Annotated in this window: 17 protein-coding genes, 1 tRNA gene and 1 pseudogene; 13 read left to right on the forward strand and 6 right to left on the reverse strand. The window is 52.5% G+C overall.

Features of this window, described 5'->3' with window-relative positions; translation table 11 throughout:
• Nucleotides 1-30 precede the first annotated feature (30 nt).
• From E1B03_RS09960 to E1B03_RS09980, 5 genes are all read right to left on the reverse strand, one after another.
• Nucleotides 31-582, reverse strand: coding sequence for a LuxR C-terminal-related transcriptional regulator (locus E1B03_RS09960; protein WP_103768980.1), 552 nt, complete (start codon nt 580-582; stop codon nt 31-33).
• Between the two features lie 10 nt (nt 583-592).
• On the reverse strand, nt 593-1,750 hold the full coding sequence (locus E1B03_RS09965; RefSeq protein WP_133086121.1) for a CfaE/CblD family pilus tip adhesin: 1,158 nt from the start codon (nt 1,748-1,750) through the stop codon (nt 593-595).
• A gap of 1 nt (nt 1,751) precedes the next feature.
• On the reverse strand, nt 1,752-4,469 hold the full coding sequence (locus E1B03_RS09970) for a TcfC E-set like domain-containing protein (RefSeq protein ID WP_133086122.1): 2,718 nt from the start codon (nt 4,467-4,469) through the stop codon (nt 1,752-1,754).
• 72 nt (nt 4,470-4,541) lie between these two features.
• Nucleotides 4,542-5,048: a CS1 type fimbrial major subunit gene (locus E1B03_RS09975; protein ID WP_103768983.1), complete on the reverse strand. Its 507-nt coding sequence runs from the start codon at nt 5,046-5,048 to the stop codon at nt 4,542-4,544.
• Between the two features lie 75 nt (nt 5,049-5,123).
• The gene (locus E1B03_RS09980; protein ID WP_165955305.1) at nt 5,124-5,867 is read right to left on the reverse strand and encodes a fimbrial protein; all 744 of its coding nucleotides are present in this window, start codon (nt 5,865-5,867) and stop codon (nt 5,124-5,126) included.
• Between the two features lie 308 nt (nt 5,868-6,175).
• Here E1B03_RS09980 and E1B03_RS09985 point away from each other — a divergent pair, with 308 nt between their 5' ends.
• Nucleotides 6,176-6,931: a winged helix-turn-helix domain-containing protein gene (locus E1B03_RS09985; RefSeq protein ID WP_133086124.1), complete on the forward strand. Its 756-nt coding sequence runs from the start codon at nt 6,176-6,178 to the stop codon at nt 6,929-6,931.
• Nucleotides 6,928-7,404: a hypothetical protein gene (locus E1B03_RS09990; protein WP_103768986.1), complete on the forward strand. Its 477-nt coding sequence runs from the start codon at nt 6,928-6,930 to the stop codon at nt 7,402-7,404. The genes E1B03_RS09985 and E1B03_RS09990 overlap by 4 nt, the downstream gene beginning before the upstream one ends.
• A 55-nt stretch (nt 7,405-7,459) precedes the next feature.
• Here the strand turns inward: E1B03_RS09990 and yccA are convergent, their stop codons facing one another.
• Entirely contained in the window at nt 7,460-8,119 is a 660-nt protein-coding gene (yccA, locus tag E1B03_RS09995; RefSeq protein WP_043015806.1) for an FtsH protease modulator YccA, read from the reverse strand.
• A 270-nt stretch (nt 8,120-8,389) separates the two neighbouring features.
• Here yccA and E1B03_RS10000 point away from each other — a divergent pair, with 270 nt between their 5' ends.
• The 11 genes and pseudogenes from E1B03_RS10000 to E1B03_RS26710 all read left to right on the forward strand — a co-directional run bounded on the left by E1B03_RS10000 (nt 8,390) and on the right by E1B03_RS26710 (nt 22,532).
• The gene (locus E1B03_RS10000; RefSeq protein ID WP_133086125.1) at nt 8,390-10,018 is read left to right on the forward strand and encodes an ABC transporter substrate-binding protein; all 1,629 of its coding nucleotides are present in this window, start codon (nt 8,390-8,392) and stop codon (nt 10,016-10,018) included.
• A gap of 142 nt (nt 10,019-10,160) precedes the next feature.
• Nucleotides 10,161-10,248: transfer RNA gene (locus E1B03_RS10005), tRNA-Ser, on the forward strand.
• Nucleotides 10,249-11,014: 766 nt separating this feature from the next.
• Entirely contained in the window at nt 11,015-11,512 is a 498-nt protein-coding gene (gene tssB, locus E1B03_RS10010; protein WP_103768989.1) for a type VI secretion system contractile sheath small subunit, read from the forward strand.
• Between the two features lie 32 nt (nt 11,513-11,544).
• On the forward strand, nt 11,545-13,092 hold the full coding sequence (gene tssC, locus E1B03_RS10015) for a type VI secretion system contractile sheath large subunit (RefSeq protein WP_133086126.1): 1,548 nt from the start codon (nt 11,545-11,547) through the stop codon (nt 13,090-13,092).
• A 17-nt stretch (nt 13,093-13,109) separates the two neighbouring features.
• On the forward strand, nt 13,110-14,447 hold the full coding sequence (gene tssK / locus E1B03_RS10020) for a type VI secretion system baseplate subunit TssK (protein WP_133086127.1): 1,338 nt from the start codon (nt 13,110-13,112) through the stop codon (nt 14,445-14,447).
• Nucleotides 14,444-15,133 (forward strand): type VI secretion system protein TssL, short form, encoded by a 690-nt coding sequence (tssL, locus tag E1B03_RS10025; RefSeq protein WP_133086128.1) that lies wholly within the window; start codon nt 14,444-14,446, stop codon nt 15,131-15,133. The genes tssK and tssL overlap by 4 nt, the downstream gene beginning before the upstream one ends.
• The gene (locus tag E1B03_RS10030) at nt 15,130-16,842 is read left to right on the forward strand and encodes an OmpA family protein (protein WP_133086129.1); all 1,713 of its coding nucleotides are present in this window, start codon (nt 15,130-15,132) and stop codon (nt 16,840-16,842) included. Before tssL ends, E1B03_RS10030 begins: the two co-directional genes overlap by 4 nt.
• A gap of 4 nt (nt 16,843-16,846) precedes the next feature.
• Nucleotides 16,847-17,338, forward strand: coding sequence for a type VI secretion system effector Hcp (hcp, locus tag E1B03_RS10035; protein WP_133086130.1), 492 nt, complete (start codon nt 16,847-16,849; stop codon nt 17,336-17,338).
• 171 nt (nt 17,339-17,509) lie between these two features.
• Nucleotides 17,510-20,155, forward strand: coding sequence for a type VI secretion system ATPase TssH (gene tssH / locus E1B03_RS10040; protein WP_133087207.1), 2,646 nt, complete (start codon nt 17,510-17,512; stop codon nt 20,153-20,155).
• Between the two features lie 4 nt (nt 20,156-20,159).
• A pseudogene (locus E1B03_RS10045) lies at nt 20,160-21,879 on the forward strand (type VI secretion system Vgr family protein); the annotation flags it as partial.
• Nucleotides 21,876-22,532: a DUF2345 domain-containing protein gene (locus E1B03_RS26710; RefSeq protein ID WP_425456657.1), complete on the forward strand. Its 657-nt coding sequence runs from the start codon at nt 21,876-21,878 to the stop codon at nt 22,530-22,532. The pseudogene E1B03_RS10045 and the gene E1B03_RS26710, both read left to right, overlap by 4 nt.
• Nucleotide 22,533 lies beyond the last annotated feature (1 nt).

Genomic DNA, 22,533 nt, shown 5'->3' on the forward strand with positions numbered 1-22,533 from the left:
CAAATAAGGGGCGGCGTGAGAAACCTCCACCTACAGGAGAAGCTGTAGCAGATTGTTGGCATTAAGCTTTTTCAGCGCGTTGCATTTATAGGTGGATACCTGTTTTTCGCTAATTTGCGTCATATGTGCAACATGCTTGACCGATTGACCGTTAACCAGCCTGTCGAGAACATTGAACTCCATGCCAGTCAGGCAGCAATTCAGGCTGCGTACCCGACGAGGCTCTTTAGCAAACAGATACGCAGCATCCACGACGGCAATCCTGTCATCAGTGATAAATATGGTCAGCGTAGTAAAACGCTTTCGCAAATGCGTGGCCAGTGCCCACCCTTTTTCATTGCACACCAGATAAACCGTTCCCTCCCAGCGTCTGGCCTCCAGTTGAAGAAGGATGTCGACCAGCGCCAGATGCGTTCTCGAGACGGAAAAACGGCAACGCACAACGAGGGTATCGCAGGCCAACAGCGAACGGCGCCACTTTAACATGCCGCTCTGTACCTGAGTCTGAGCGTTACGGCGCAGAAGGGCGTAGCGTAACCCTTCAGCATAAAAACGATTATTATCAAGAATGACGTAATTCACGGCGGCCTCTTTATAACGTACTGGGTGTGTAGATAATGCGCAGCGTGCCGGTGTAATCCCCGGCATTTTTACTGCTGGCAGCAAATGCGGGGGTTTTCAGAATGATGGGGGCTGGTACGCACAGTACGCTCTCACGCCCGCCAGGCAGCACGACCTGACGCAGATGCTGCGGATCGTTGGTGCCTTGCCAGACCATGGTTTTTCCGTTAGCGACGGTTTCGGTTACGCCGGTGACGGGATTGGTGACGAAGACCTGATAGTCGAGACGATCTCGCGCATCGCTCTGACTTCCGCCGCGTCGCCGGATTGAAAATGCCCCTTCTGCACGAAGCGTTGAAGTGAGTCCGTCGTCCTCAAAGCGCAGGTAGGTGCGGGTACTGGTACTGTTTTTACCGTCGTACAGGCACATATCCAGTGTGTTTTCCCCCTGGATTTCACTGCCTCCCGGTCGCCCCGGGAAGTTGGTCAGGTTGAGGTTAACGATAGGCGTTGAGTGCGGAAATGCCGGCAGATAAATCTGCTGATTACCCGGATCGACCACCTCAATGCGTATTGTGGCCTGCCAGCTAGCAATGCTGAGATAGCCAGGACATCCGACGTTTACGTCATTGAAGTTCCCGCCGCAATCAGCGCTCCCCCAGTGACGCAAGTTCTGCTTCAGCGTTGCAGTCCAGATACCAGGCAGCGCGAGCTTTTCCAGTTCGCTTTTCACAATATAGAAATCGAAGTAGGGTTCTCTGTTCCAGGCTGCAATATCGACTGTCCCTCCCGTGACAAAACTGGCAAAGGTAAAGACTTTGTTATTGATAAACATGTAGTGGTCGCCATAGACCTTAATGTCCACCGTTTTGCTGGTAAGGGCATGCGTAAAACGTAAATTGATAGCATAAGGCGCAGCTGGGTTCGCTGAAAACCAGACCGGGGCGTTCATGCAAGCGCCATAGGTGGTGTCGGTACGAGACAGACAAGTCAGGGTATTTCGCCCCCACTTTTGCGGATCGGCGGTATCATAGCCGCCTGTTTCATGCAGCCAGATATCGAAACGTGCAGGTGGTGCCATGCGATCGAAGCTGATCCCGACGCTGGTGTTTCTTCCGGCAGGGGCACCTGCCTGGGTCTGACCAGCCCACAGGCTTAAAAAAAGCAAAATAATTAAGCACTTGTTCACATTATTTCCCTTGTGTGAAATTTTCTGCATTCATGGCCGTTGGGCTCGTTGTTACCGATCGTCCGGCGAGCATTAGCTGCGCCTGCTGCTGGACCGCATCCGGCAGGGCAGAGAAGGTTAATTCCCGGCAAGGGATCGACCCGACGTAACGCACGACGTCGCGCATACTCTTTACGTTCAACTCGCACTGATAAAACTGCTGCTGACGTACCAGGTAAAGGTTATGGAGCAGAGCGTCGCTCTGAGCGCTAAACCCGCCATTGCCAAGGTCGCTCCAGCCGTTAACGTTCAGTGGCACACCGCCGATAAACGGGGAGTGCTGCTCGTCAGTTAACTGGCCGAGCCAGGTATAGCTTGCGGTGGTTTGCACGTCACGACGGAGCAGTTTGCCCGGCACCATAAACAGCGTTTTGCTGCCTGACCCTTGTGTGATTTCACTGCTGGCACCCCGCGAGACATCCAGCGATTCGTTAATCGTCAATGTAGTCTGCTGATAACCTGGCACAGCGAAGAGGGCGCGGCTATTGCCGGGAATGTCTGCACTGCCGCCGTTATCCAGCGACACGGCGACGCTTGGATCCTGGGAATCTTCCGGTGTGGCAACGTTAACCGCGATGGCTGAAGCTGGACGTCCGTCACCCCAGCGGCCCAGCCACAGACCTGATCGCGATAGTGCAAGCGTTGAACTGTAATTACCGCTGCTGCTCAGGGTATGGCGCCGATCCTGACGATCCCAGGCATCGCTGACTGTCAGACTCCCGTTGCCATATCGTCCACCCTGGCGTGTATAAGCAGAGGCATTGAGCGAATCGCTGTTAATGCCTGACGCGCTCAGTCCATACTCATTTTCACCACGTGCATCGGCATACCAGTTGTGCGCCACGTTGTAACTCAACTGGTTTTTTTCATGCTGTTGGTGCTGCCATGTCGCGCCCAGAGAGGTATAGCTTGTCGCATCGCCTTGACGGTTATGCGCCATTGACAGGCTCACGCTCAGGTAGCCGCCTTTATCCCTGCCTTCGCGGGAGTCATCATTGCGCATGAAAAGGTTAATACTGCTGTTGATGTTCAGACCGCGCGTGCTGAAAGTCGTACTCAAGCCGCCCTGCCAGGCCCGCGTTCGTGAGCGGGTCATATAAACCGACTCCCACGGCAAGCCAGCATCGTGGCGATCGTCACTCTCCGGGAGTTCCTGACGTGAAACGTATCGGCCTTCGTTACGGTTATCCGAATATCCCAGGCTGGCATACCAGGTGCCGACTGGGACTGAAAACATCACTGACATGCTTCGGTAACAGCCATTCACTGCGTCATATCCTGCGCTTTGGGTATTGCAGTTTTCCGCTGATAACGCGTTGCGATAGAAGCTCAGTGAAAAACCGTCGTTATAGCTAATTTGTTGAATATTGCCGCGTTGTCCTTCGCTGCCGTACAGATAGCTAAAGCGCGTACTTAGCACGCCATCGATCGGACCCGTATTGAAACCCCGGCTCCAGTCGACAGCATTTTCCAGAAAACGCTGGTTTTTCTTAATCGTTACGCCGCTGGTCAGTGCGAGGGTTGGGGTGACAGGCAGGCGGACTCCCGCCTGCGCGACCGCACTGCGTTCATCGTTTTGATCGTTATTGTCGGTTTTGCCCGCCTGCAGGAACCACTCGACGCGGTCGAATGGTGTAATGCCTGTTCGGGTAAACGGTACCTGCTCGGTGCGTGTTAACCGGTTATTTTCATAGACGGATAGCGTCACGGTATAGCTCCCGTCCGGGAACGAGCGCGTGTCCAGGACCTGAGCCCCGGCCTTCAGATAAAAACTGGCCAGCAACTGATTGCCACGGCGGGCGTCAATACGCGCATCGTGAGAAAGCAGTACGGTGATGGGGGTACCCTTTGACTGCTGAACCGGATTAATCCATGCCCTTGTCGAGCCTGTGCGCAGGCCGCGAATTTTGCCCAGCGGCAGTTGGCTGAGGTTAATATTCCCGCCGGCATTACTGAACAGATCGCGGGTATCCATCTCGCCTAACTGAACATAGTACTGACGCCAGAGATCCTGGCGAAACCAGGCATTGTTGACGGTTATCTCCTGTTGCTGCTGGCGCTTTGAACGCTGCCCTAGCCAGATCCAGTCGAGGTTAAAGTAGCCGTCCTGCGTCATGGCTAGTGAGCCATTGCCCTGAACGGTGGCTGACTGATAATCCCTGTCGGCAACAAAATTGATATTCTGTTGATGGATCAACGCATTCTCGGTGCCCTGCGTGGGCTGATACCACTGGTTGTCTGCGGTCTGTTTAGGCAGAAATTTCTTGTCCAAAAACAGGCTAATGCGCGCGTTATTCTCATCATAGATAATGGCCGCACGAGGGGTGTCAATGTAATCACATCCCGTTGCGGAGCCATTGCTGCTGCACGCCAGATTGCCATTTCGGGCAAGTGGAACGGCCAGCGCTGCAGACACGATGGCAACGAGGGTAGGATCGTCATTAAACTGACGTTTGATGGCAGCGACTACGGTTTCGGGTGCAACAAAACTGACCGTTTCAAGCGTGATATCTGTTTCAAAGAGGCCAAGCGACTCGCCATAGAGGTTTACCTCTGTCCACAGGCGCTGCGTTTTCGCCAGATCTTCAAAACCTGCCGGTACGGCCATCTCGGCGCAGGCGAGTTGGATGGATGCGGGTAATAAAGCAACTAAGAGGAGAGTATTTCTGTGAAACGCCATGACCGAGCCTCGACATCATCCTGACGTCAGAGGGTGGGCACCCTCTGACGTTATTCCTTAGGTACTGTGGTGTTACGCACCGCCTTCCGTGGTCGTCGCCTGCGTCAGCATCAGACTGACTACACCGCTGTACTGACCGGTTTTCAGAATGCCTTTGGTGGTCTGAGAAATAGTCAGTGGCAGTACCGCTGAACCGTTTTCAACGCTGCCCGGGAACAATTCAGTTCCGGTAAACTCGACATCGGTGGTAGACAGTGTTTTATCACCCAGAATTACCGTCATCGGCACAGTCTGGTCGCTATCCGTATTGGTAAGCTTTGGCGCGCTAACAAGGCGCACTTTGACGTTGCTGGTGGCGGAGTTAGACCACATCTTGGTGTTCAGGCGGTAGCTTTCCAGCCCTCGACCTGGCAGGTACTGCATGTCGATGCTGGCCGGCAGCGGCGTGTTATCGGCCTGGGTCATATCCAACTGTGAGTCAACGCTTGCATTGACGGTAATATCTTTTTGAATCGCCAGCGCGCTAAACGACGAGGTCATCGCGGCAACAATCATCAGAGGTTTAATATACTTACGCATTGATATCTCCATATTTACAAATGAGCACGTTGGCTCTCTAAAACAAACTACGTGGGTTTTTACTGTGATATCGTGTTATTGCACGACGGGTAAATCAGCTTCTTCAGCGGTTTTATTCATCCAGTTGAAGTAGCGGAATTTATATTTCTGCCCCAGGAACGTTGTGAGCGTTTTTAATTTCCGTTCAGTGTCCGGATAAATGGTTGCGTCTTCTTTTATCCATTTACACGATGAATTTGCATCACAAATACCAATCTCTCTGAGCGGCACACGTAGCGTGCCGTTGTTTTTTAACGTCCCCCGGCGAGGATCGATTGACAGTGAAATTACGCTTTTTTCTGGAGCAATATGGACCAGTGCGCCCCAAATCACATTGACGCCCAGAGTTGCCATCGCCGCAGGCGTTTCTGCCTTGCCCGGAATAATGCTGTCAGGTTGTTTTACCCCTTCAAAATAGACGCGCCAGGTGGTCTCTTTTTTCGGCGGAATAAGCGATATCAGACGAACAACGCGCATTGCGCCTGCAGCCAGTGCAAATTTTTCTGGCGTCACCACTACGCCACCTTCTTTCCATGAAGCGACGTCGATTTCTTTTTCCTGGGGCGTTCCGGGATTAAGAATTTTCTTTTGCCTCACCCGAATGAACTGAATATCATCCGTTTTTGAAGCCACCTTAATTTGCGCTGCACCGGAGCTGTCTACATTCAGTTCCATGGGATACACGCTCATATTGGCCATTGTCATTTCTGAGAAAAATGGCAATGACAGCGCGGCGACATAAAAGGCGGTTGTCATGCTCAATCTTTTTTTCTGTTTCACAATCAGTCTGCCTGCTCTGAGTTTAAAGGCGGCGCGTTAACACCAGGACACCGTCTGCTTTCGTATTGCTTCAGGGCAGGGAAACTTTAACCAGAACAGCGGTTTGTGAAAATTTGTATTAGTTAACTCGATATATACAGTTTTTTATCCTGCTTTTCTGACTTTAAGGTTGTATAGTTAAGCGAAAATACCGCGACCAGGGATGTGAAGAAAATTCCTTCTGATGAAAAAACAAGCAGATCAGAGGGCAATTTTCATGTCGATGTACCAGGGAATAAAAAGCATGCGGTAACAGCCGAGAATAAAAGATGTTTTTTATATGCAATAATTCGTTGTTATTTGATCCTGAAGCACATGCAATAAGTCTTGTTGGACAACCCGAGTCTGTATTAACACTTTCGGCGCCAGCCGTTCGTCTTTTGCAGGAATTTATCAAACACAGAGGACGCGACCTGAGTCGGGAGGAACTGATCGCTCGCGTATGGGAAGAGTTTGGCTTTACGCCATCGGGGAATAATCTCAATAAGGCGGTAAGTGAACTGCGTAAGAGCTTCCAGTCTTTGGGAGAGGGGTATGAGTTTATCGTCACTGTCCCGCGCTATGGCTTCCGTTTTGATGCCGATGTAATTTTTCAGCCTGGAGAAAACATTCAGGCAGCCGATCCGCAACCCTCTTCCGGGAAGCAAGCTGTGCAGCCCCGGCGCATTTCCCTGAAAAGGTGGTTGATTTTAGCGGCATTGATCGTTACGGCGTTGGGTGTGAGTATCTATGTTAGCCGCCCACAGGAGATAACCGTTCCGGCGAAATTAAAACCGGTCGAGGAAAAAATAGGGCGCTGCAGTATCTGGATTATCAACGATCATGAACGACCGTTAGTGCTATCGAAATTAGCGGAGCGACTGGAAGCCAATAACGTGGCCTGCGAGCGCGAGGAGTATGATATTTATTATTTCAGTGCTCGTTTTTCACTTGCCGCTGCTGATGAAATGTTTATTGGTGCCTGCCCGGTCAGTAAAACCCGCTTGTGCAAGACCATTCGCTATAAAAGCGGGGCTGAAAAATGAAAATTAGGCTTCTTTTTGGACTGGGCGGTGCTCTGGTCGGCGGCACGCTGGCTCTTTATTACTATTGCGGTGCGGCGGGGAAAAAGGATGTGCTGGCCTGCAGCACTGAATTCAACTTTACGCGCAATGAGGGCAAAGCAAGTGAAGTGAAGGTAAATACCATTGCCCAGTTCTATTTTCATCGGGATGGTACAGGCTTGACCACTTATAAAGGGGCGGCAAGAGCGGGTGGGCAAAATTTGATCGTTGACAGAGATGTCGACTTTACGTGGGAGAAGCGGGAGGATGACAACGTCATTGTATTGAGTTACACCAAAACCTGGCGTCGCCACAATGATAATACTCCAAATGCCCAATGGGGAAGTTTCGCCTCTCCCACCTCACGCTACTACCTGACGATCTCTGAACTTTCACCCGCAGTGTGGCTGATTCAGGACCGGCGTTATCCTACCTATATCTGCAGGGGCGAATAACGCATAAAAAAGAGAATGCCATTGGCATTCTCTTTTTTCGTATCAGTGATGCAGCTTAATCGCGGCTAGCAAAGCCCAGAATGCTCAGCAGGCTGACGAAGATGTTGTACAGCGAAACGTACAGGCTGACGGTGGCTCGGATATAGTTGGTTTCACCGCCACGGATGATATTACTGGTTTCAAACAGGATTGCGCCCGAAGAAATCAGAATAAACACCGCACTGATTGCCAGATGCAACGCCGGCAGCTGCAGAAAAATATTCGCAACCATACCAATCAGTACCACTACGATACCTGCCATCAGCATACCACCGAGGAAGGACATATCCTTACGCGTGGTCAGCACGTAGGCTGAGCAACTGAAGAAGACCAGCGCCGTACCGCCTAAAGCCATGGCGATAACATCACCCATACCCGCAGACAGGTAAGTGTTCAGAATCGGTCCCAGAATGTAACCCAGGAAGCCGGTGAAAGCGAAAGCTGACAGAATACCAACCGGTTTATCCGCCGTTTTGTAGGTCAGGAACATCAGGCCATACATACCCACCAGCGTCAGGATAAGTCCCGGAGAAGGCAACATCAGTACGGTACTGGCGGTCGCAGTGATCGCCGAAAACGCCAGCGTCAGGCTGAGCAGGAAATAGGTATTGCGCAGCACCTTATGCGTGCTGAGTAGCGATGTACGATCGCGCGAAGAACTAATAATACGATCCATGAGTCACTCTCTTATGACAGATGTAATTAATGGTGGAGGATAATGAAATCAAGGGGAATTACACAGCGGTTTTACCCATCTTTACGCATTTTAACCCGCCAGGCTTAAGCATATTATTTCAATAAATACTCCCGAATCAGATGTTAGCACTGTATGTGCAAAAATGTCAGTTCCACATCTGCCAGGTAACTGAAAAATATTGCGTTATTCCCGAATCTCTCTGACAGTGACAGCGGTGTCTACATAAAACAGAGCAATAAGGTAAAGGGAATGATTCAACATAAATCGAAGATATTGACGTTTACGCTGTTAGCTGTCTGTTTGATGTCTATAAACGGCGCGGCGAGGGCGGCAAATGTTCCCGCAGGAACACTACTTGCAGAAAAACAGGAACTGGTCAGAAATAACGGCAGCGAGCCAGCGTCCCTGGATCCGCATAAAGTCGAAAGCAACGTGGAGTTTAATTTAATCAGCGATATGTTCGACGGACTGGTGGCCGTTAAGCCGGATGGGTCTATCGAACCCCGTCTTGCAGCGTCCTGGGAGAATAAAGACAACACCGTCTGGACCTTTCATTTACGTCCGGGCATAACCTGGTCAGATGGTTCTGCAATTACCGCGCAGGATGTTGTCTGGAGCTGGCAGCGTCTGGTCTCGCCGCAAACGGCGTCACCTTATTCCTCGTATCTGGGCAATATGCATGTTGTGAACGCCATCGATATTGCTCAAGGGAAAAAAGATCCCACTACGCTGGGTGTAAAAGCCCTCGACGATAGCACGCTGGAAATTACCCTGACTCAGCCAACGGCGGCGTTTCTGGCGATGCTGGCCCACCCGTCGCTGGTCCCACTGGATAAAGTGCTGATAGGCCGCTTTGGCGATAAGTGGACTCGGCCAGAACATTTTGTCAGCAGCGGGGCGTATAAATTATCGCAGTGGGTGGTCAATGAGCGCATTGTTGCCGAGCGTAACCCGCATTACTGGGACGATCGGCACACGGTTATTAATAAGGTTACTTATTTGCCCATCAGTTCAGAGTCTGCTGACGTTAACCGCTATAAGGCCGGCGAAATCGATATTGTGTATAGCGTACCGGTCAATCAGTTCGCGCAGTTGAAAAAGACGATGGGTGATGAACTCCATGTCTCACCTCAGCTTTCAACCTATTACTACCAGTTCAACACGACCCGAGCACCGTTTAATGACCCGCGCGTGCGTCGGGCGCTGAATATGGCATTAGATAAAGACATCATTGCACAAAAGGTGATGGGGCAGGGGCAACGTGCGGCGTGGGTTATCAGCCAGCCGGAAATAGGGGGCGTGCAACTGCATGCGCCGGAATATGCGTCGTGGCCGCTCGTAAAACGTATTGCTGAAGCGAAGAAACTGCTGGCTGAAGCTGGTTTTGGCCCTGAGCATCCGCTTAGCTTAAGTCTGCTCTACAACACGTTCGAAACACACCAGCGTATTGCCATTGCCGCATCGTCAATGTGGAAGAAAAACCTCGGTGTAGAGACGAAGCTGCAAAATCAGGAATGGAAAACCATGCTGGACACCATGCACACCGGTAATTTTGACGTCGTGCGCTATGCGTGGATTGCCGATTATGATGATGCCTCAAGCTTCCTCAACATTTTCCGTACCGGTGATAGTGAAAATACCACGAAGTACAGTAATCCCGCCTTTGACGAAGCGATGCGCAATGCGGCGAAGGCAACTTCGCTCCAGCAGCGAGGCAAGTACTACCAGCAGGCTGAAGACCTTTTAGGGGAAGATGTGCCAGCGATTCCGGTTTACCACTACGTTCGTACGCATCTGGTTAAGCCGTGGGTGGGGGGATTTGCACCGGATAACCGGGGAAATTACTACACCAAAGATATGTACATCAAAAAACATTAAGCGCTATAGCCTGTATTTGTGCTGAATAAACGGTCAATTTGTTGTTATTTCAGTCGATTAACAACATTTTGGCTGTTTTTCAGGCAAACGAACACATTGGTGCTTTACAGGTCCGTTCGGGATGTTTATAGTGCGCCTCATTGGAAGCGTGGCCGAGCGGTTGAAGGCACCGGTCTTGAAAACCGGCGACCCGAAAGGGTTCTAGAGTTCGAATCTCTACGCTTCCGCCAAATCTAAACCCCAAGCTATTAAATAGCTTGGGGTTTTTCGTTTTAACGCCATCCAGTATGCCATCGCTGATACTCTTGTGTTGGTCGTCCAGAGAAATCATCGAACTGGTTAGCGCGTCCTATTTCAGTTCACATCCTATACCCCTGTTTCACATGGCAATAATGACATCGAACTTACTGGTCAGCTTCAATTGCTTGAACGCAATATGCTGCCGGTTGTTATTAGGAATATTCTTATCGTGCGTTTTACCGATGCCACAAATGCCGGAAATCTCACCTATTATTTTGTGCCTACAGGCAGGAGGAATTACAGGTATAACCTTTTTGTGTGCTTCATCATTTTCCCGTCATTCTGGCGAGAACATCTTTGCCCACTTTGCACATATTCACTAGCAGCAATGAAATAAGTGATATGAGAAATATACATTCCATTTATCTTTTCTGATCTGAAACCCTGTTTATGAAAAGGATGGGTGCGCCTGATATTTCTATATTGATTTAAATCAATTTAAGATCATTTTGTTAACAAATTTTTGTCTATTTCAACTATCGCAACATAAGTGTTTGTTATTTGTGTCACTGGCAGTTCATTTTGCTGGTATATCAGCACTATTCACCACCAAGATTTAGAGGAAAATTCTTAAGTTATTTCTTATAGTAGTTTAAAGATCGGTAAATTTGATCTTGTGTCGATCATTATTCTATTATCGCTGGTAAACAACTGTAGTGTGAAAAGTGCGCACAGCGATAACCGAGGGATGATGAAATGGCTGACAGTTTCCAGAATGAAGTGCCAAAGGCACGTATTAATCTCAAGCTCGATCTGCATACGGGAGGCGTTAGCAAGAAAACTGAACTCCCTCTGAAATTACTTATTGCGGGCGATTTCAGTAATGGTCAGGAATCTGCGCCATTGTCAGATCGTAAAAAAGTTAATCTGAACAAAAATAATTTTGACTCAGTACTTAGCGAATACTCTCCAAAAATAAACCTTACCGTTAAAAATACGCTTGCTGGCGACGGTAGCGAAGACAACATCAACCTGACTTTCCAGAGCATGAAAGATTTTTCTCCGGAACAGATTTCTCGCCAAATACCCCAACTGAAAGCCATGCTTTCCATGCGTAATCTACTTCGCGATTTAAAAGCGAACCTGCTGGACAATCAGGCTTTCAGAAAGGAGCTGGAAAAAATTCTGCTGGATCCTGCCCTAAGCGCAGAACTCAGATCCGAACTTTCGGCCCTGGCACCTAAACAGCCCTAACCCTCACGATGTCACAACGGATTAATCAAGGAATGCTCATGTCTGTACAAAATGAAACTACTGCGGGTGGTGAAAGCATTGCGCTGGAACGTCCTGTCGCGGGCGGGGTTTATGCGTCCCTGTTTGAGAAAATCAACCTGAACCCGGTCTCTGAGCTGAGTGCGCTGGACATCTGGCAGGACGCGCAGGCGATGTCTGACGCCACTGCGGATGAACGATTAACGGCCGGAATGCAGGTATTTCTCGAGTGTCTGACAAAATCGGGCTCAAAAGTTGAAAAACTCGACAAAAACCTGATTGACTATCATATCGCTGAGCTGGACTACCAGATTAGCCGCCAGCTTGATGCTGTCATGCACCATGAGGACTTTCAGGCGGTAGAAAGTCTGTGGCGTGGTGTTAAGTCCCTGGTCGACAAAACGGATTTTCGCCAGAACGTGAAAGTTGAATTGCTGGATATGTCGAAAGAAGACCTGCGTCAGGACTTTGAAGACAGTCCAGAAATTATCCAGAGCGGATTATACAAACACACCTATATTGATGAATATGACACACCGGGCGGCGAGCCTGTTGCTGCGCTGATTTCCGCCTACGAATTTGATGCGTCTGCGCAGGATGTCGCTCTGTTGCGCAACATCTCTAAAGTGTCTGCCGCCGCACATATGCCGTTTATCGGCTCTGCTGGGCCGAAATTCTTCCTGAAGGATTCGATGGAGGAAGTGGCGGCCATCAAGGACATTGGTAACTACTTTGACCGCGCTGAGTACATTAAGTGGAAATCTTTCCGCGAGACAGATGATTCTCGTTATATCGGTCTGGTGATGCCGCGCGTACTGGGTCGTCTACCGTATGGTCCGGACACGGTGCCGGTGCGCAGCTTCAACTATGTCGAAGAAGTGAAAGGCCCGGATCACGATAAATACCTATGGACTAACGCCTCGTTTGCATTTGCAGCCAACATGGTACGCAGCTTTATCAACAACGGCTGGTGCGTGCAAATCCGTGGCCCGCAGGCTGGTGGCGCTGTTCAGGACCTGCCTATTCATCTGTATGACCTGGGCACCGGCAATCAGGTCAAGATCCCGTCAGAAGTGATGATCCCTGAAACCCGCGAATTTGAATTTGCCAATCTGGGCTTCATTCCTTTGTCTTACTACAAGAACCGCGATTACAGCTGTTTCTTCTCTGCGAACTCCACACAAAAGCCGGCCACGTATGACACCGCTGATGCTACTGCCAACAGTCGCATCAATGCGCGTTTGCCGTACATCTTCCTGCTGTCGCGTATCGCGCACTACCTGAAGCTGATTCAGCGCGAAAACATCGGTACCACCAAGGATCGCCGACTTCTGGAGCTGGAGCTGAACACTTGGGTTCGTAGTCTGGTGACTGAAATGACCGATCCGGGCGACGAGCTGCAGGCGTCCTACCCGTTGCGCGATGCGAAAGTGGTGGTGGAAGATATCGAGGACAACCCAGGCTTCTTCCGCGTGAAGCTGTACGCTATCCCGCATTTCCAGGTAGAAGGGATGGACGTCAATCTGTCACTGGTATCCCAGATGCCGAAGGCGAAATCATAAGCTAAGGCAGGACGCCAATGAAGACGGAACAACCGTTATGGGGCAGGGGCCAGATGGTCTCTCCTCAGCACTTCCAGCAACAGGCCGCATATGCGGCATGGTCTGCGGAATGCATTGCCCGACTGGGTCTCTCCCAGCCCTGGGGTATGATTGACGCTACCTTCGAGACGGATGTACTGAAATTGGGGCGCCTGCAGGCCCGTCATCTGCACGTTCGCTTCCCGGACGGCACGTTGATTGACACCAACAATGCTGATGCCTTACCACCTGTCCTGTCGCTGGACGGCGAATCGAGTGATGTGGTGCTGCTGGCCCTTCCGCTGATGCGTGCAAACGGCGGTAACTGCCTTAAACCCGATGAAGTGGCTGAACGTCCGGTACGCTTTCGCCAGCGCTGGCGGGATGTTCGCAACACCTTTGGGGAAGACACCCGCCAGATTGCGGTGATACAGCCGGAACTGACCCTGCGCTTTGCCCATCAGAATAATAGCGATTACCTGACCTGTCCTGTCGCCCGTTTGCAGCAGGATTCTCAGGGAGTCTGGTTGATTGACGAGACATTCCTGCCGCCACTCCTGACCGTCCAGGGGAGCCGTTGGCTGACTACGCAGCTTGAGCAACTGATGACCCAACTACGTGCGCGTTTGAGCCGCCTGATGGCGATGCGCCGTGAAAGTAATGAACGCATGGCTGATTTTGCCGTAGCTGACGTTTCCCTGTTCTGGTTACTGAACGCTCTGAACAGTGCAGAACCCGTTCTTGGTCAGTTTCAGCGTAATCCGCAAAGCCCACCTGAGCGTCTGTACCCGGAACTTTCACGCCTGGCCGGGAGCTTACTGACGTTCTCACTGGAACACCAGGTGAGCGCCATTCCGGTCTGGCAGCATGAGCAATTGAATACGGTGTTCCCGCCGCTGTTCGATTTACTGTCTGACCTGCTGGAAGCCAGTCTGCCTTCTCGGGTGGTGGCCATTGAGCTTGAGCGTGATGTCCGGCTGCACTTCTGGCAGGCTCGCCTGCACGACCCTAGACTGCGTGAAGGGGCTGACTACTACCTCTCCGTGCGTTCACCGATGTCAGTGGCACAGCTACAGGAACAGTTTCCGCGCCAGTGTAAGGTTGGCAGCCCGGATCATGTGCGTGGGATCGTCAATTCCTCCCGAGTGGGCGTACCGCTGATGCCTCTGCGCCATGTGCCGGCCGCTATTCCGCTTCGCCTGGAAAACCAATATTTCAGTCTCGATGTTTCCCATCCGCTGGCAACTGAAATGCTCCAGAGCGGGAGCTGCATGTTTTACGTTCCCGGCATGCTCGGCGAGCCTGAACTTGAACTCTTTGCGGTACTGAGAACATGAGTGAATTTAAACGCGGTATCGCCGCGTCCATTGATATTGATGCGCTATTACAGGATACCTGGCTGCAAGTCATCAGCCTGCGTTACGGTCCACAGTTTCAGGATGGGGAAGGACGTGTGTTGTGGGAGCGTTGCGTCGCTGATGTGGAGCGCGTACAGCGTGAGCTGAAGGCGTGTGAATTGGATGAGGCCAGTTGCCGCCACATCATGACTGCGCAATGTGCCCTGCTTGATGAAGCGGTCAAAGGCCGGGGTGTGGACGATGATGCCTGTGTGCAGTGGTATGACATTCCGCTACAGGGGCACTTTCTCGGCACTATGGATGCCGGTGACACCCTGTGCGATCGGATGCGCGATGTGCTGCGTGAACCGACGCCGGAGAACGCCGTGCTGACCTGTTTCCAGCGGGTGATGATGCTCGGTTTTCGGGGAAGCTTCTACTCCTTGAATGATCCGCAACGCCAGCAGCTTGTCGACGCTCTGAGTGGGCAAGTTACCCCATTCAGCTATCCACAGACGCATCCTGTTTTGGTGGAAAGTCATGCCGGGCGAGGCATAGATGTCTGGCTGGCTTCCTGGCCTGTGCGGATCTGTCTGAGCGCAATGATTCTCGCCGCGCTCTGGTGGGGATTGAATCACTGGCTTGATCAGACGCTGCTTACCCTACTGCCTGGAGTGGTGAAATGAGCCCAGCGCAACTGCGTGGGTTGGCGTTGGGGGCAGCGTTACTAAGCGGTGTGGTTTGCCTTGGCTTCCTGCCGGTAGCGAGGCTGGCTGCGGTCGTCTTCTGGCTTGCCACTCTGGGACTGATTGCGGCGGTGTGGATTGCGTCCAGCCGTAGCGTTGAGCCGAAAAAGACGCTGCAATTGGACAATTTGCCTGAATCAACTTATCGCCAGCCGGTGGTACTGGTCTGTGGGGATTTGCCCCAGCCTTGGCCGCAGACATCACTGGTACTCACGGTAACTCAGGGCTGCTGGATCCGTGTGGAGGATCATCAGGATCTGGGGCAGGTTGCCCGTCAGGTTTTGTGGTTGCGTCCGAACTGGGGACGCCAATTGTCCGTGATGGTTACTGTCTGCCCACAAAAGCATGCTGATGCAGAGGCGTTGACCAGCCATCTGCTGTCGCTGCGCTGGCAGATAAGCCAGTTGCGTAAGAAAACAGGGCATAGCGTTCCACTAGTGCTTAACGGCCAGACTGGCAGCATGATGATGAACGACATGCTCTGGCAGACCGCCTTCCCGGGTGATGGTATCAGCGTGTGGCGCGAATCTTCTGCACCGAGTTCTATTACGGCGTGGATCACTACGGGTGGGGCAATGGCCATGCACCAGCAGGTGCTGATGAACAGCCTGATGACCTGGTTTCATATGCATGTCAACGCCGTGTTTATGGATGAAAATCCCGATGTTCCGGTTATTGCACCTGCCGCGGTGCTGTGGGGAATGGGGCCAGTCCAGGCCGGGAGTCTGCCTTCATCAGTCTGGACAGTCTGGCTGTCCCGTTGCACATCCCTGCAGCAGGTGGCGGGCTGGCAACCGCATGAGACGGACAGTACCGTGATTTCGCTGTTCCCTGATTTTGTCCTGCCGTTGCTGCCGGAAGCGGAAGGTCTTACGCCTCGTGGTCGTACCTGGCGCTGTGCACTCGGTATTTTCACTTTTGCCGCTGCGGTTGCCTTACTGAGCAGTGGCTGGAATAACCGCCAACTCCTGTATCGGGTGAGCTTCGATATTACCCGTTACGACCGTATTTCTATGGACGACTATGGTCCGAAAGCCGATGCGTTTGCCGTTTTGCGTGGCGATGCCGCGCAGTTGGATGACTGGGCGCGTAATGGCGTACCGACCAGAATGGGCCTCGGTTTGTATCAGGGGGAGCGCCTGCGGATACCGGTGCTGGATGCCATTCGTTCGTATGTTCCACCGTCACCGCCGCCCAAATCGCAGCCGAAACCCAAACCGGTACCGAAAATTGTCCGCCTCGACAGCATGTCGCTGTTTGATTCTGGCAAATCTGTGCTGAAAACCGGTTCTACCAAAATGCTGGTCAATTCGCTGGTCGGAATTAAGGCTAAGCCGGGCTGGCTAATTGTCGTGGCTGGGCATACTGACAATACCGGTAATCCGCAACTGAATCAGACGTTATCCCTTAAGCGTGCCGAGTCGGTACGGAACTGGATGCGGGACACTGGCGATGTCCCGGAAAGCTGTTTTGCGGTGCAGGGGTATGGCGCAGGACGTCCGATCGCAACCAATGACACCACGGAGGGCCGCGCGCTCAACCGTCGTGTTGAAATCAGTCTGGTACCACAGGCCAATGCCTGCCTGATACCGGGCAAACCCTCAGCGTCGTCGCAGGATGATGGCGCATCACAACATAATGGAGAGTAATTCCATGGCAATTCCTGTTTATCTTTGGCTGAAGGACGATGGCGGCGCGGACATTAAAGGCTCTGTGGACGTTCAGGATCGTGAAGGCAGCATCGAGGTGGTCGCTCAGGAACATAACCTGTACATCCCGACCGACAATAACACCGGCAAGCTGACCGGCACGCGTATCCATACCCCTTTCTTATTTACCAAGGAAATCGACTCCTCAAGTCCATACCTGTACAAGGCTGTGACCACCGGTCAGACCCTGAAGTCTGCGGAATTCAAGTGGTACAAAATCAACGATGCAGGTCAGGAAGTTGAGTATTTCAATACCAAATTAGAAAACGTCAAAGTGGTGAAAGTTGCACCTGTGATGCACGACATCAAGGATCCTTCTTTCGAGAAACATAACCACCTTGAGCAGATCGAACTGCGTTACGAAAAAATCACCTGGACCTACAAAGACGGCAACATTATTCATTCCGATTCCTGGAACGAACGCGCCACCGCGTAAGCCGCAAGCGGGCAGAGTTTCTCTGTCCGCTTTTTTTGTTTTGCTGAGCGTCCGTAGCTAGCGGGCGTTCAGCAAAACAGTATCACATCCCGGAAACAGACCTTATGGGCCTCGGTAACGGCCAGGGGCGGTAGCGTGTCCGAAAGGTCCTCAACAGTGAGTAAATGCAGCATGGAAAACCCGGCAATTCTCCTTCGACGTCTTAATCCCTATTGTGCCCGAGCCATGGAGGGCGCAGCTTCCCTCTGCCAGACCCGCGCTTATGCGGAAATTTTGCCGGAGCACTGGCTGTTGAAACTGCTGGAGCAGGGCGAAGGCGATCTTACTGTGCTGGCGCGTCGCTACGAGTGGGATATGGATACGTTGTGGCAGGATCTGTTGGGCTGGCTAGATAAACAACCACGTTCGGTTCGCCAACGTCCTCAGCTTTCTGACAATATTCAGATGTTGATGCAGGAAGCCTGGCTGATTGCCTCACTGGCGGATGATGAACAGATCCGAAGTCATCACCTGCTGATGGCCCTGGTTGCAAAACAAAACCTGGTGCGCTGCGACGGCCTGTGGCCATTGCTGACCCTTGGTCAGGGTCAGTTGGAGCGTCTGCGTCCATTGCTCGACGTACAGTCAGATGAACGACCGGAAGTACAGCATGAAGCGGAGCTGGCGCAGCGTCATGGTGGGGAAGTCGAGTTTGTTGGGCGCTCGGTTGAGGTTGAAGTGAAAGAGGGCGAACTCAGCCCTGTGTTGCAGAATGCGCTGGATAAATACACCCTCGACGTCACTGCCAAAGCAATGGAGGGTAAAATTGATCCGGTGTTTGGCCGCGATACAGAAATTCGCCAGATGGTGGATATTCTTTCGCGTCGTCGTAAAAACAACCCGATTCTGGTGGGGGAGCCGGGCGTGGGTAAAACCGCTTTGGTCGAAGGCCTGGCGCTCAGAATCGCTGAAGGTAATGTGCCGGAATCTCTTAAACCCGTTATCCTGCGGACACTTGACCTCGGCCTGCTGCAGGCAGGTGCAGGCGTGAAGGGTGAATTTGAACAGCGCCTGAAAAATGTGATTGACGCTGTCCAGCATTCGCCGGTTCCCATTCTGCTGTTTATCGATGAAGCACACACCATCATCGGCGCGGGCAACCAGGCTGGCGGCGCGGATGCAGCCAATCTGCTGAAACCTGCGCTGGCGCGGGGGGAACTGCGCACCATCGCTGCCACCACCTGGTCTGAATATAAACAATACTTTGAGCGTGACGCCGCGCTGGAGCGCCGTTTCCAACTGGTGAAAGTGGATGAGCCTGACGACGACTCCGCCTGTCTGATGCTGCGCGGTCTGAAATCCCGCTACGCCGAACATCATAAAGTGCACATCACCGACGATGCGGTTCGCGCTGCCGTTACGCTTTCTCGCCGTTATCTGACAGGTCGCCAGTTGCCGGACAAGGCCGTGGATTTGCTGGATACCGCGAGTGCCCGCGTGCGTATGAGACTCGACACCATGCCTGAGCAACTGACCCGCATTCGCTCGCAGATTACTTCCTTTGAAATGGAGAAGCAGGCGCTACTGGAAGATATCGCGTTGGGCAATCCGTCTCGTGGTGAGCGGCTGGTGGCGATTGAGCAGGAAGAGCGCGCATCGGCGGCTGAGCTCGACGCTCTGGAAACGCAGTATGGACAAGAACTCAAGCTTATCGAACAGTTGCTGGACAGCCGTCAGGATATTTCTCGTCAGGGTGAGACTCACAGGTTGCAGCAGGAATTGAATGGTATGCATCACAGGAACCCGTTGCTTTCAGTTGATGTGGATGTTCGTACCGTCGCGACCGTCATTGCCGACTGGACTGGCGTGCCGTTGTCTTCACTGATGAAAGATGAACAGACCGAACTGCTGACGCTGGAAAATGAAATTGGCAAACGCGTGGTTGGTCAGGATGTGGCGCTTGAGACCATTGCCAGGCGTCTGCGGGCGGCAAAGACTGGGTTGACGTCAGAAAATGGTCCACAGGGTGTGTTCCTGTTGGTCGGTCCGAGTGGCGTTGGTAAAACCGAAACTGCGCTGGCGCTGACCGATGTGATGTACGGTGGTGAAAAATCACTTATCACTATCAATCTCTCCGAATACCAGGAGCCGCACACGGTTTCCCAGCTGAAAGGCTCACCGCCGGGCTACGTCGGCTATGGCCAAGGAGGGGTCCTGACCGAAGCGGTGCGCAAGCGTCCGTACAGCGTGGTGCTGCTTGATGAGGTGGAGAAGGCCCACCGTGATGTGATGAACCTATTCTATCAAGTTTTTGACCGTGGTTTTATGCGTGACGGTGAAGGGCGTGAAATCGACTTCCGTAACACCGTTATCCTGATGACCTCCAACCTCGGTAGCGATCATCTGATGCAGTTGCTCGATGAACAGCCGGACGCCACCGAATCTGACCTGCACGAAATGCTGCGTCCCATTTTGCGTGACCACTTCCAGCCGGCACTGCTGGCCCGTTTCCAGACGGTGATTTACCGTCCGCTGGCGCAAACAGCGATGCGCACTATTGTGGAGATGAAGCTGTCGCAGGTCAGCACGCGCTTACACCGTCACTATGGTCTGAAAACGCAAATTGATGAGAGTCTGTTTGATGCCCTGACCGCCGCCTGCCTGTTACCAGATACCGGCGCGCGTAATGTCGACAGCCTGCTCAATCAGCAAATACTGCCGATACTGAGCCAGCAGTTGCTGATCCACATGGCCGCAAAACAGAAACCGCAGTTCCTGACGCTTGACTGGAGTGAGGAAGACGGCATCGGGCTGGAGTTTGACGTGCACAAGGAGTGAACGCATGAGTAATAATCCTCTGTTAAGATTCAGCCACAACCACCACCTGCTGGCGGTGAAAGGCAGTGAGTCAGAGCTTGACGTGTTGGCATTTGAAGGCGATGAAGCCCTGAGCACGCCGTTCAGCTACCGTATTGAATTCACCAGCGCGGACCACGCCATCAGCAAAGAAATGATGCTGATGAAGAGTGGCTCCCTGACCCTGCAGGCCCCGATTGACCAGGGTTACGGCATTAAAATGCAGCAGCCAGTGCGTGTCATTCAGGGGGTAGTGAGCGGTTTTGAGCGTCTCAACACCTCAAAGGATGAAACCCATTACGCTCTGACGCTCCAGCCACGCCTGGCGCTGCTTGACCGTACGCACCAGAACGCCATTTATCAGGACCTGTCCGTTCCGCAAATCGTGGAAAAAATCCTGCGTGAACGTCACGCCATGCGCGGTCAGGATTTTCTGTTCTCGCTAAGTCGTGAGTACCCGCGCCGTGAGCAGGTGATGCAGTACGGTGAGGACGACCTGCACTTTATCACCCGTCTGCTGGGAGAGGTGGGGATCTGGTTCCGCTTTACTACCGACACGCGCCTGAACATTGACGTGGTGGAGTTTTACGATGGTCAGCAGGGTTACGAGAAAGGCCTGGTACTGCCATCGGTGCCTCCGTCCGGCCAGCATTCGGAAGGTGTGGATTCGGTCTGGGGCATGGAGTGCCACCACAACGTGGTACAGAAGCAGGTCAGCACCCGCGACTACAACTACCGCCTGGCCACCGAAGACATGGATGCGCAGGTCGATGTGACCTTGGGGGATGCCACCACCTGTGGGGACGCCTATCACTACGCCGACAACTATCTGACGCCGGGCAGCCCGTACGAGCGCAATCCTGTCCCGGAATCCGGGGCGTTTTACGCCCGCATTCGTCATGAGCGCTACCTGAATGGCCAGACGCGGACTCATGCCATCACCAGTTGTCCTGTGCTCTCTCCGGGTATTTTGCTGAAAATCACCGGCGGTTATGAAGTGGCGGAGGTGTTTGCTCATGGCGTGGTTGTCACGTCAATGCACAGCCATGCGCGGCGGGATGAGGACTTTGGCGTCAGGTTTGACGGTATACCTGACTGCACGGATTTTTGCTTCCGCCCGGAGCCCGGCAAGCGCCCGGTGATGGCGGGGACATTACCGGCCCGCGTCACCAGTACCACCGAAAATGACACCTACGGGCATATCGATAAAGACGGTCGCTATCGCGTCAATATACTGTTTGACCGCGACAACTGGGAGACCGGATTCGAGAGCCTGTGGGTGCGCCAGTCCCGCCCGTATGCAGGGGACACTTACGGTCTGCACTTGCCGCTGCTGGCGGGAACCGAAGTGGCGATTGGCTTCGAGGACGGCAATCCTGACCGACCGTACATCACCGGCGTGCTGCACGACTCTGCGCACGGCGACCACGTCACCATTCGCAACTACAAACGTAACGTCCTGCGTACCCCGGCGAACAACAAAATTCGTCTTGATGATGAGCGAGGGAAAGAGCATATCAAGGTTTCCACCGAGTACGGCGGCAAGAGCCAGCTGAATCTCGGCCATCTGGTGGACAGCGAGAAACAGAAACGCGGTGAGGGCTTTGAGCTCAGAACCGACAGCTGGGGTGCCATCCGTGCACAAAAAGGGATATTTATCAGCGCTAACGGGCAGACATCAGCGCAGGGACAGGTGCTGGATATGATAGCGGTTAAGCGTCAGCTATCCGACGCTCTGTCTCTGGCTGAATCGCTATCGACTATTCTGGAAACGGCAAATATCGATTCACTGGATAATGGTTCTCAGCAAAGTTTCTTGCAACAAAGTGTGGATAACCTGCAGCAACCAGTGATTGTCGCTGGTGCGCCGGCGGGGGTTGTACTTTCCACTCCTCAGCATATTCAGTTCAGTGCCAACCAGAATCAGATATTAACTGCGGGAGGGAATACAGAAATATCAGCGCTAAAACGTATCGCCATGGTTGCGAAAAAAGCTGTGGTGGTGTTTGCACATGAGATGGGGATGAAACTGGTTGCAGCGGCCGGAAAAATCGAAATTCAGGCCCAGACTGACGGGGTTGATATCACAGCCAGGAAAGGGTTAACCATAACCAGCACAGAAGACGAAATCCTTATCACGGCGAAAAAGAAAATCACCGTGCAGTGTGGAGGTTCATATCTGACGATTGATCCAACCAAAATAGAACACGGCACTCATGGTGACTTTAAGGTGAAAAGTGCTGATTTTGACTATGCAGGGCCAGCAAAACTTGATGTCCCCTACCCGAAATTTACCGCCTGTGAATCCATAGCCTCTGAGGCATCAATTCAGGGTGATGCAACTATGCCATTGAGCTAAG

It is taken from the genome of Citrobacter arsenatis, assembly GCF_004353845.1.
Taxonomy (GTDB): Bacteria; Pseudomonadota; Gammaproteobacteria; order Enterobacterales; family Enterobacteriaceae; genus Citrobacter; species Citrobacter arsenatis.

What these genes read in the sequence shown, in the direction of transcription:
- tssB (WP_103768989.1), top strand. Translation starts at nt 11,015, where the DNA reads ATGGCTGACAGTTTCCAGAATGAAGTGCCAAAGGCACGTATTAATCTC.
- hcp (WP_133086130.1), top strand. Translation starts at nt 16,847, where the DNA reads ATGGCAATTCCTGTTTATCTTTGGCTGAAGGACGATGGCGGCGCGGAC.
- tssC (WP_133086126.1), top strand. Translation starts at nt 11,545, where the DNA reads ATGCTCATGTCTGTACAAAATGAAACTACTGCGGGTGGTGAAAGCATT.
- tssL (WP_133086128.1), top strand. Translation starts at nt 14,444, where the DNA reads ATGAGTGAATTTAAACGCGGTATCGCCGCGTCCATTGATATTGATGCG.
- tssH (WP_133087207.1), top strand. Translation starts at nt 17,510, where the DNA reads ATGGAAAACCCGGCAATTCTCCTTCGACGTCTTAATCCCTATTGTGCC.
- tssK (WP_133086127.1), top strand. Translation starts at nt 13,110, where the DNA reads ATGAAGACGGAACAACCGTTATGGGGCAGGGGCCAGATGGTCTCTCCT.
- E1B03_RS09970 (WP_133086122.1), bottom strand. Translation starts at nt 4,469, where the DNA reads ATGGCGTTTCACAGAAATACTCTCCTCTTAGTTGCTTTATTACCCGCA.
- E1B03_RS26710 (WP_425456657.1), top strand. Translation starts at nt 21,876, where the DNA reads ATGATAGCGGTTAAGCGTCAGCTATCCGACGCTCTGTCTCTGGCTGAA.
- E1B03_RS10030 (WP_133086129.1), top strand. Translation starts at nt 15,130, where the DNA reads ATGAGCCCAGCGCAACTGCGTGGGTTGGCGTTGGGGGCAGCGTTACTA.
- E1B03_RS10000 (WP_133086125.1), top strand. Translation starts at nt 8,390, where the DNA reads ATGATTCAACATAAATCGAAGATATTGACGTTTACGCTGTTAGCTGTC.
- yccA (WP_043015806.1), bottom strand. Translation starts at nt 8,119, where the DNA reads ATGGATCGTATTATTAGTTCTTCGCGCGATCGTACATCGCTACTCAGC.
- E1B03_RS09985 (WP_133086124.1), top strand. Translation starts at nt 6,176, where the DNA reads ATGTTTTTTATATGCAATAATTCGTTGTTATTTGATCCTGAAGCACAT.
- E1B03_RS09990 (WP_103768986.1), top strand. Translation starts at nt 6,928, where the DNA reads ATGAAAATTAGGCTTCTTTTTGGACTGGGCGGTGCTCTGGTCGGCGGC.
- E1B03_RS09975 (WP_103768983.1), bottom strand. Translation starts at nt 5,048, where the DNA reads ATGCGTAAGTATATTAAACCTCTGATGATTGTTGCCGCGATGACCTCG.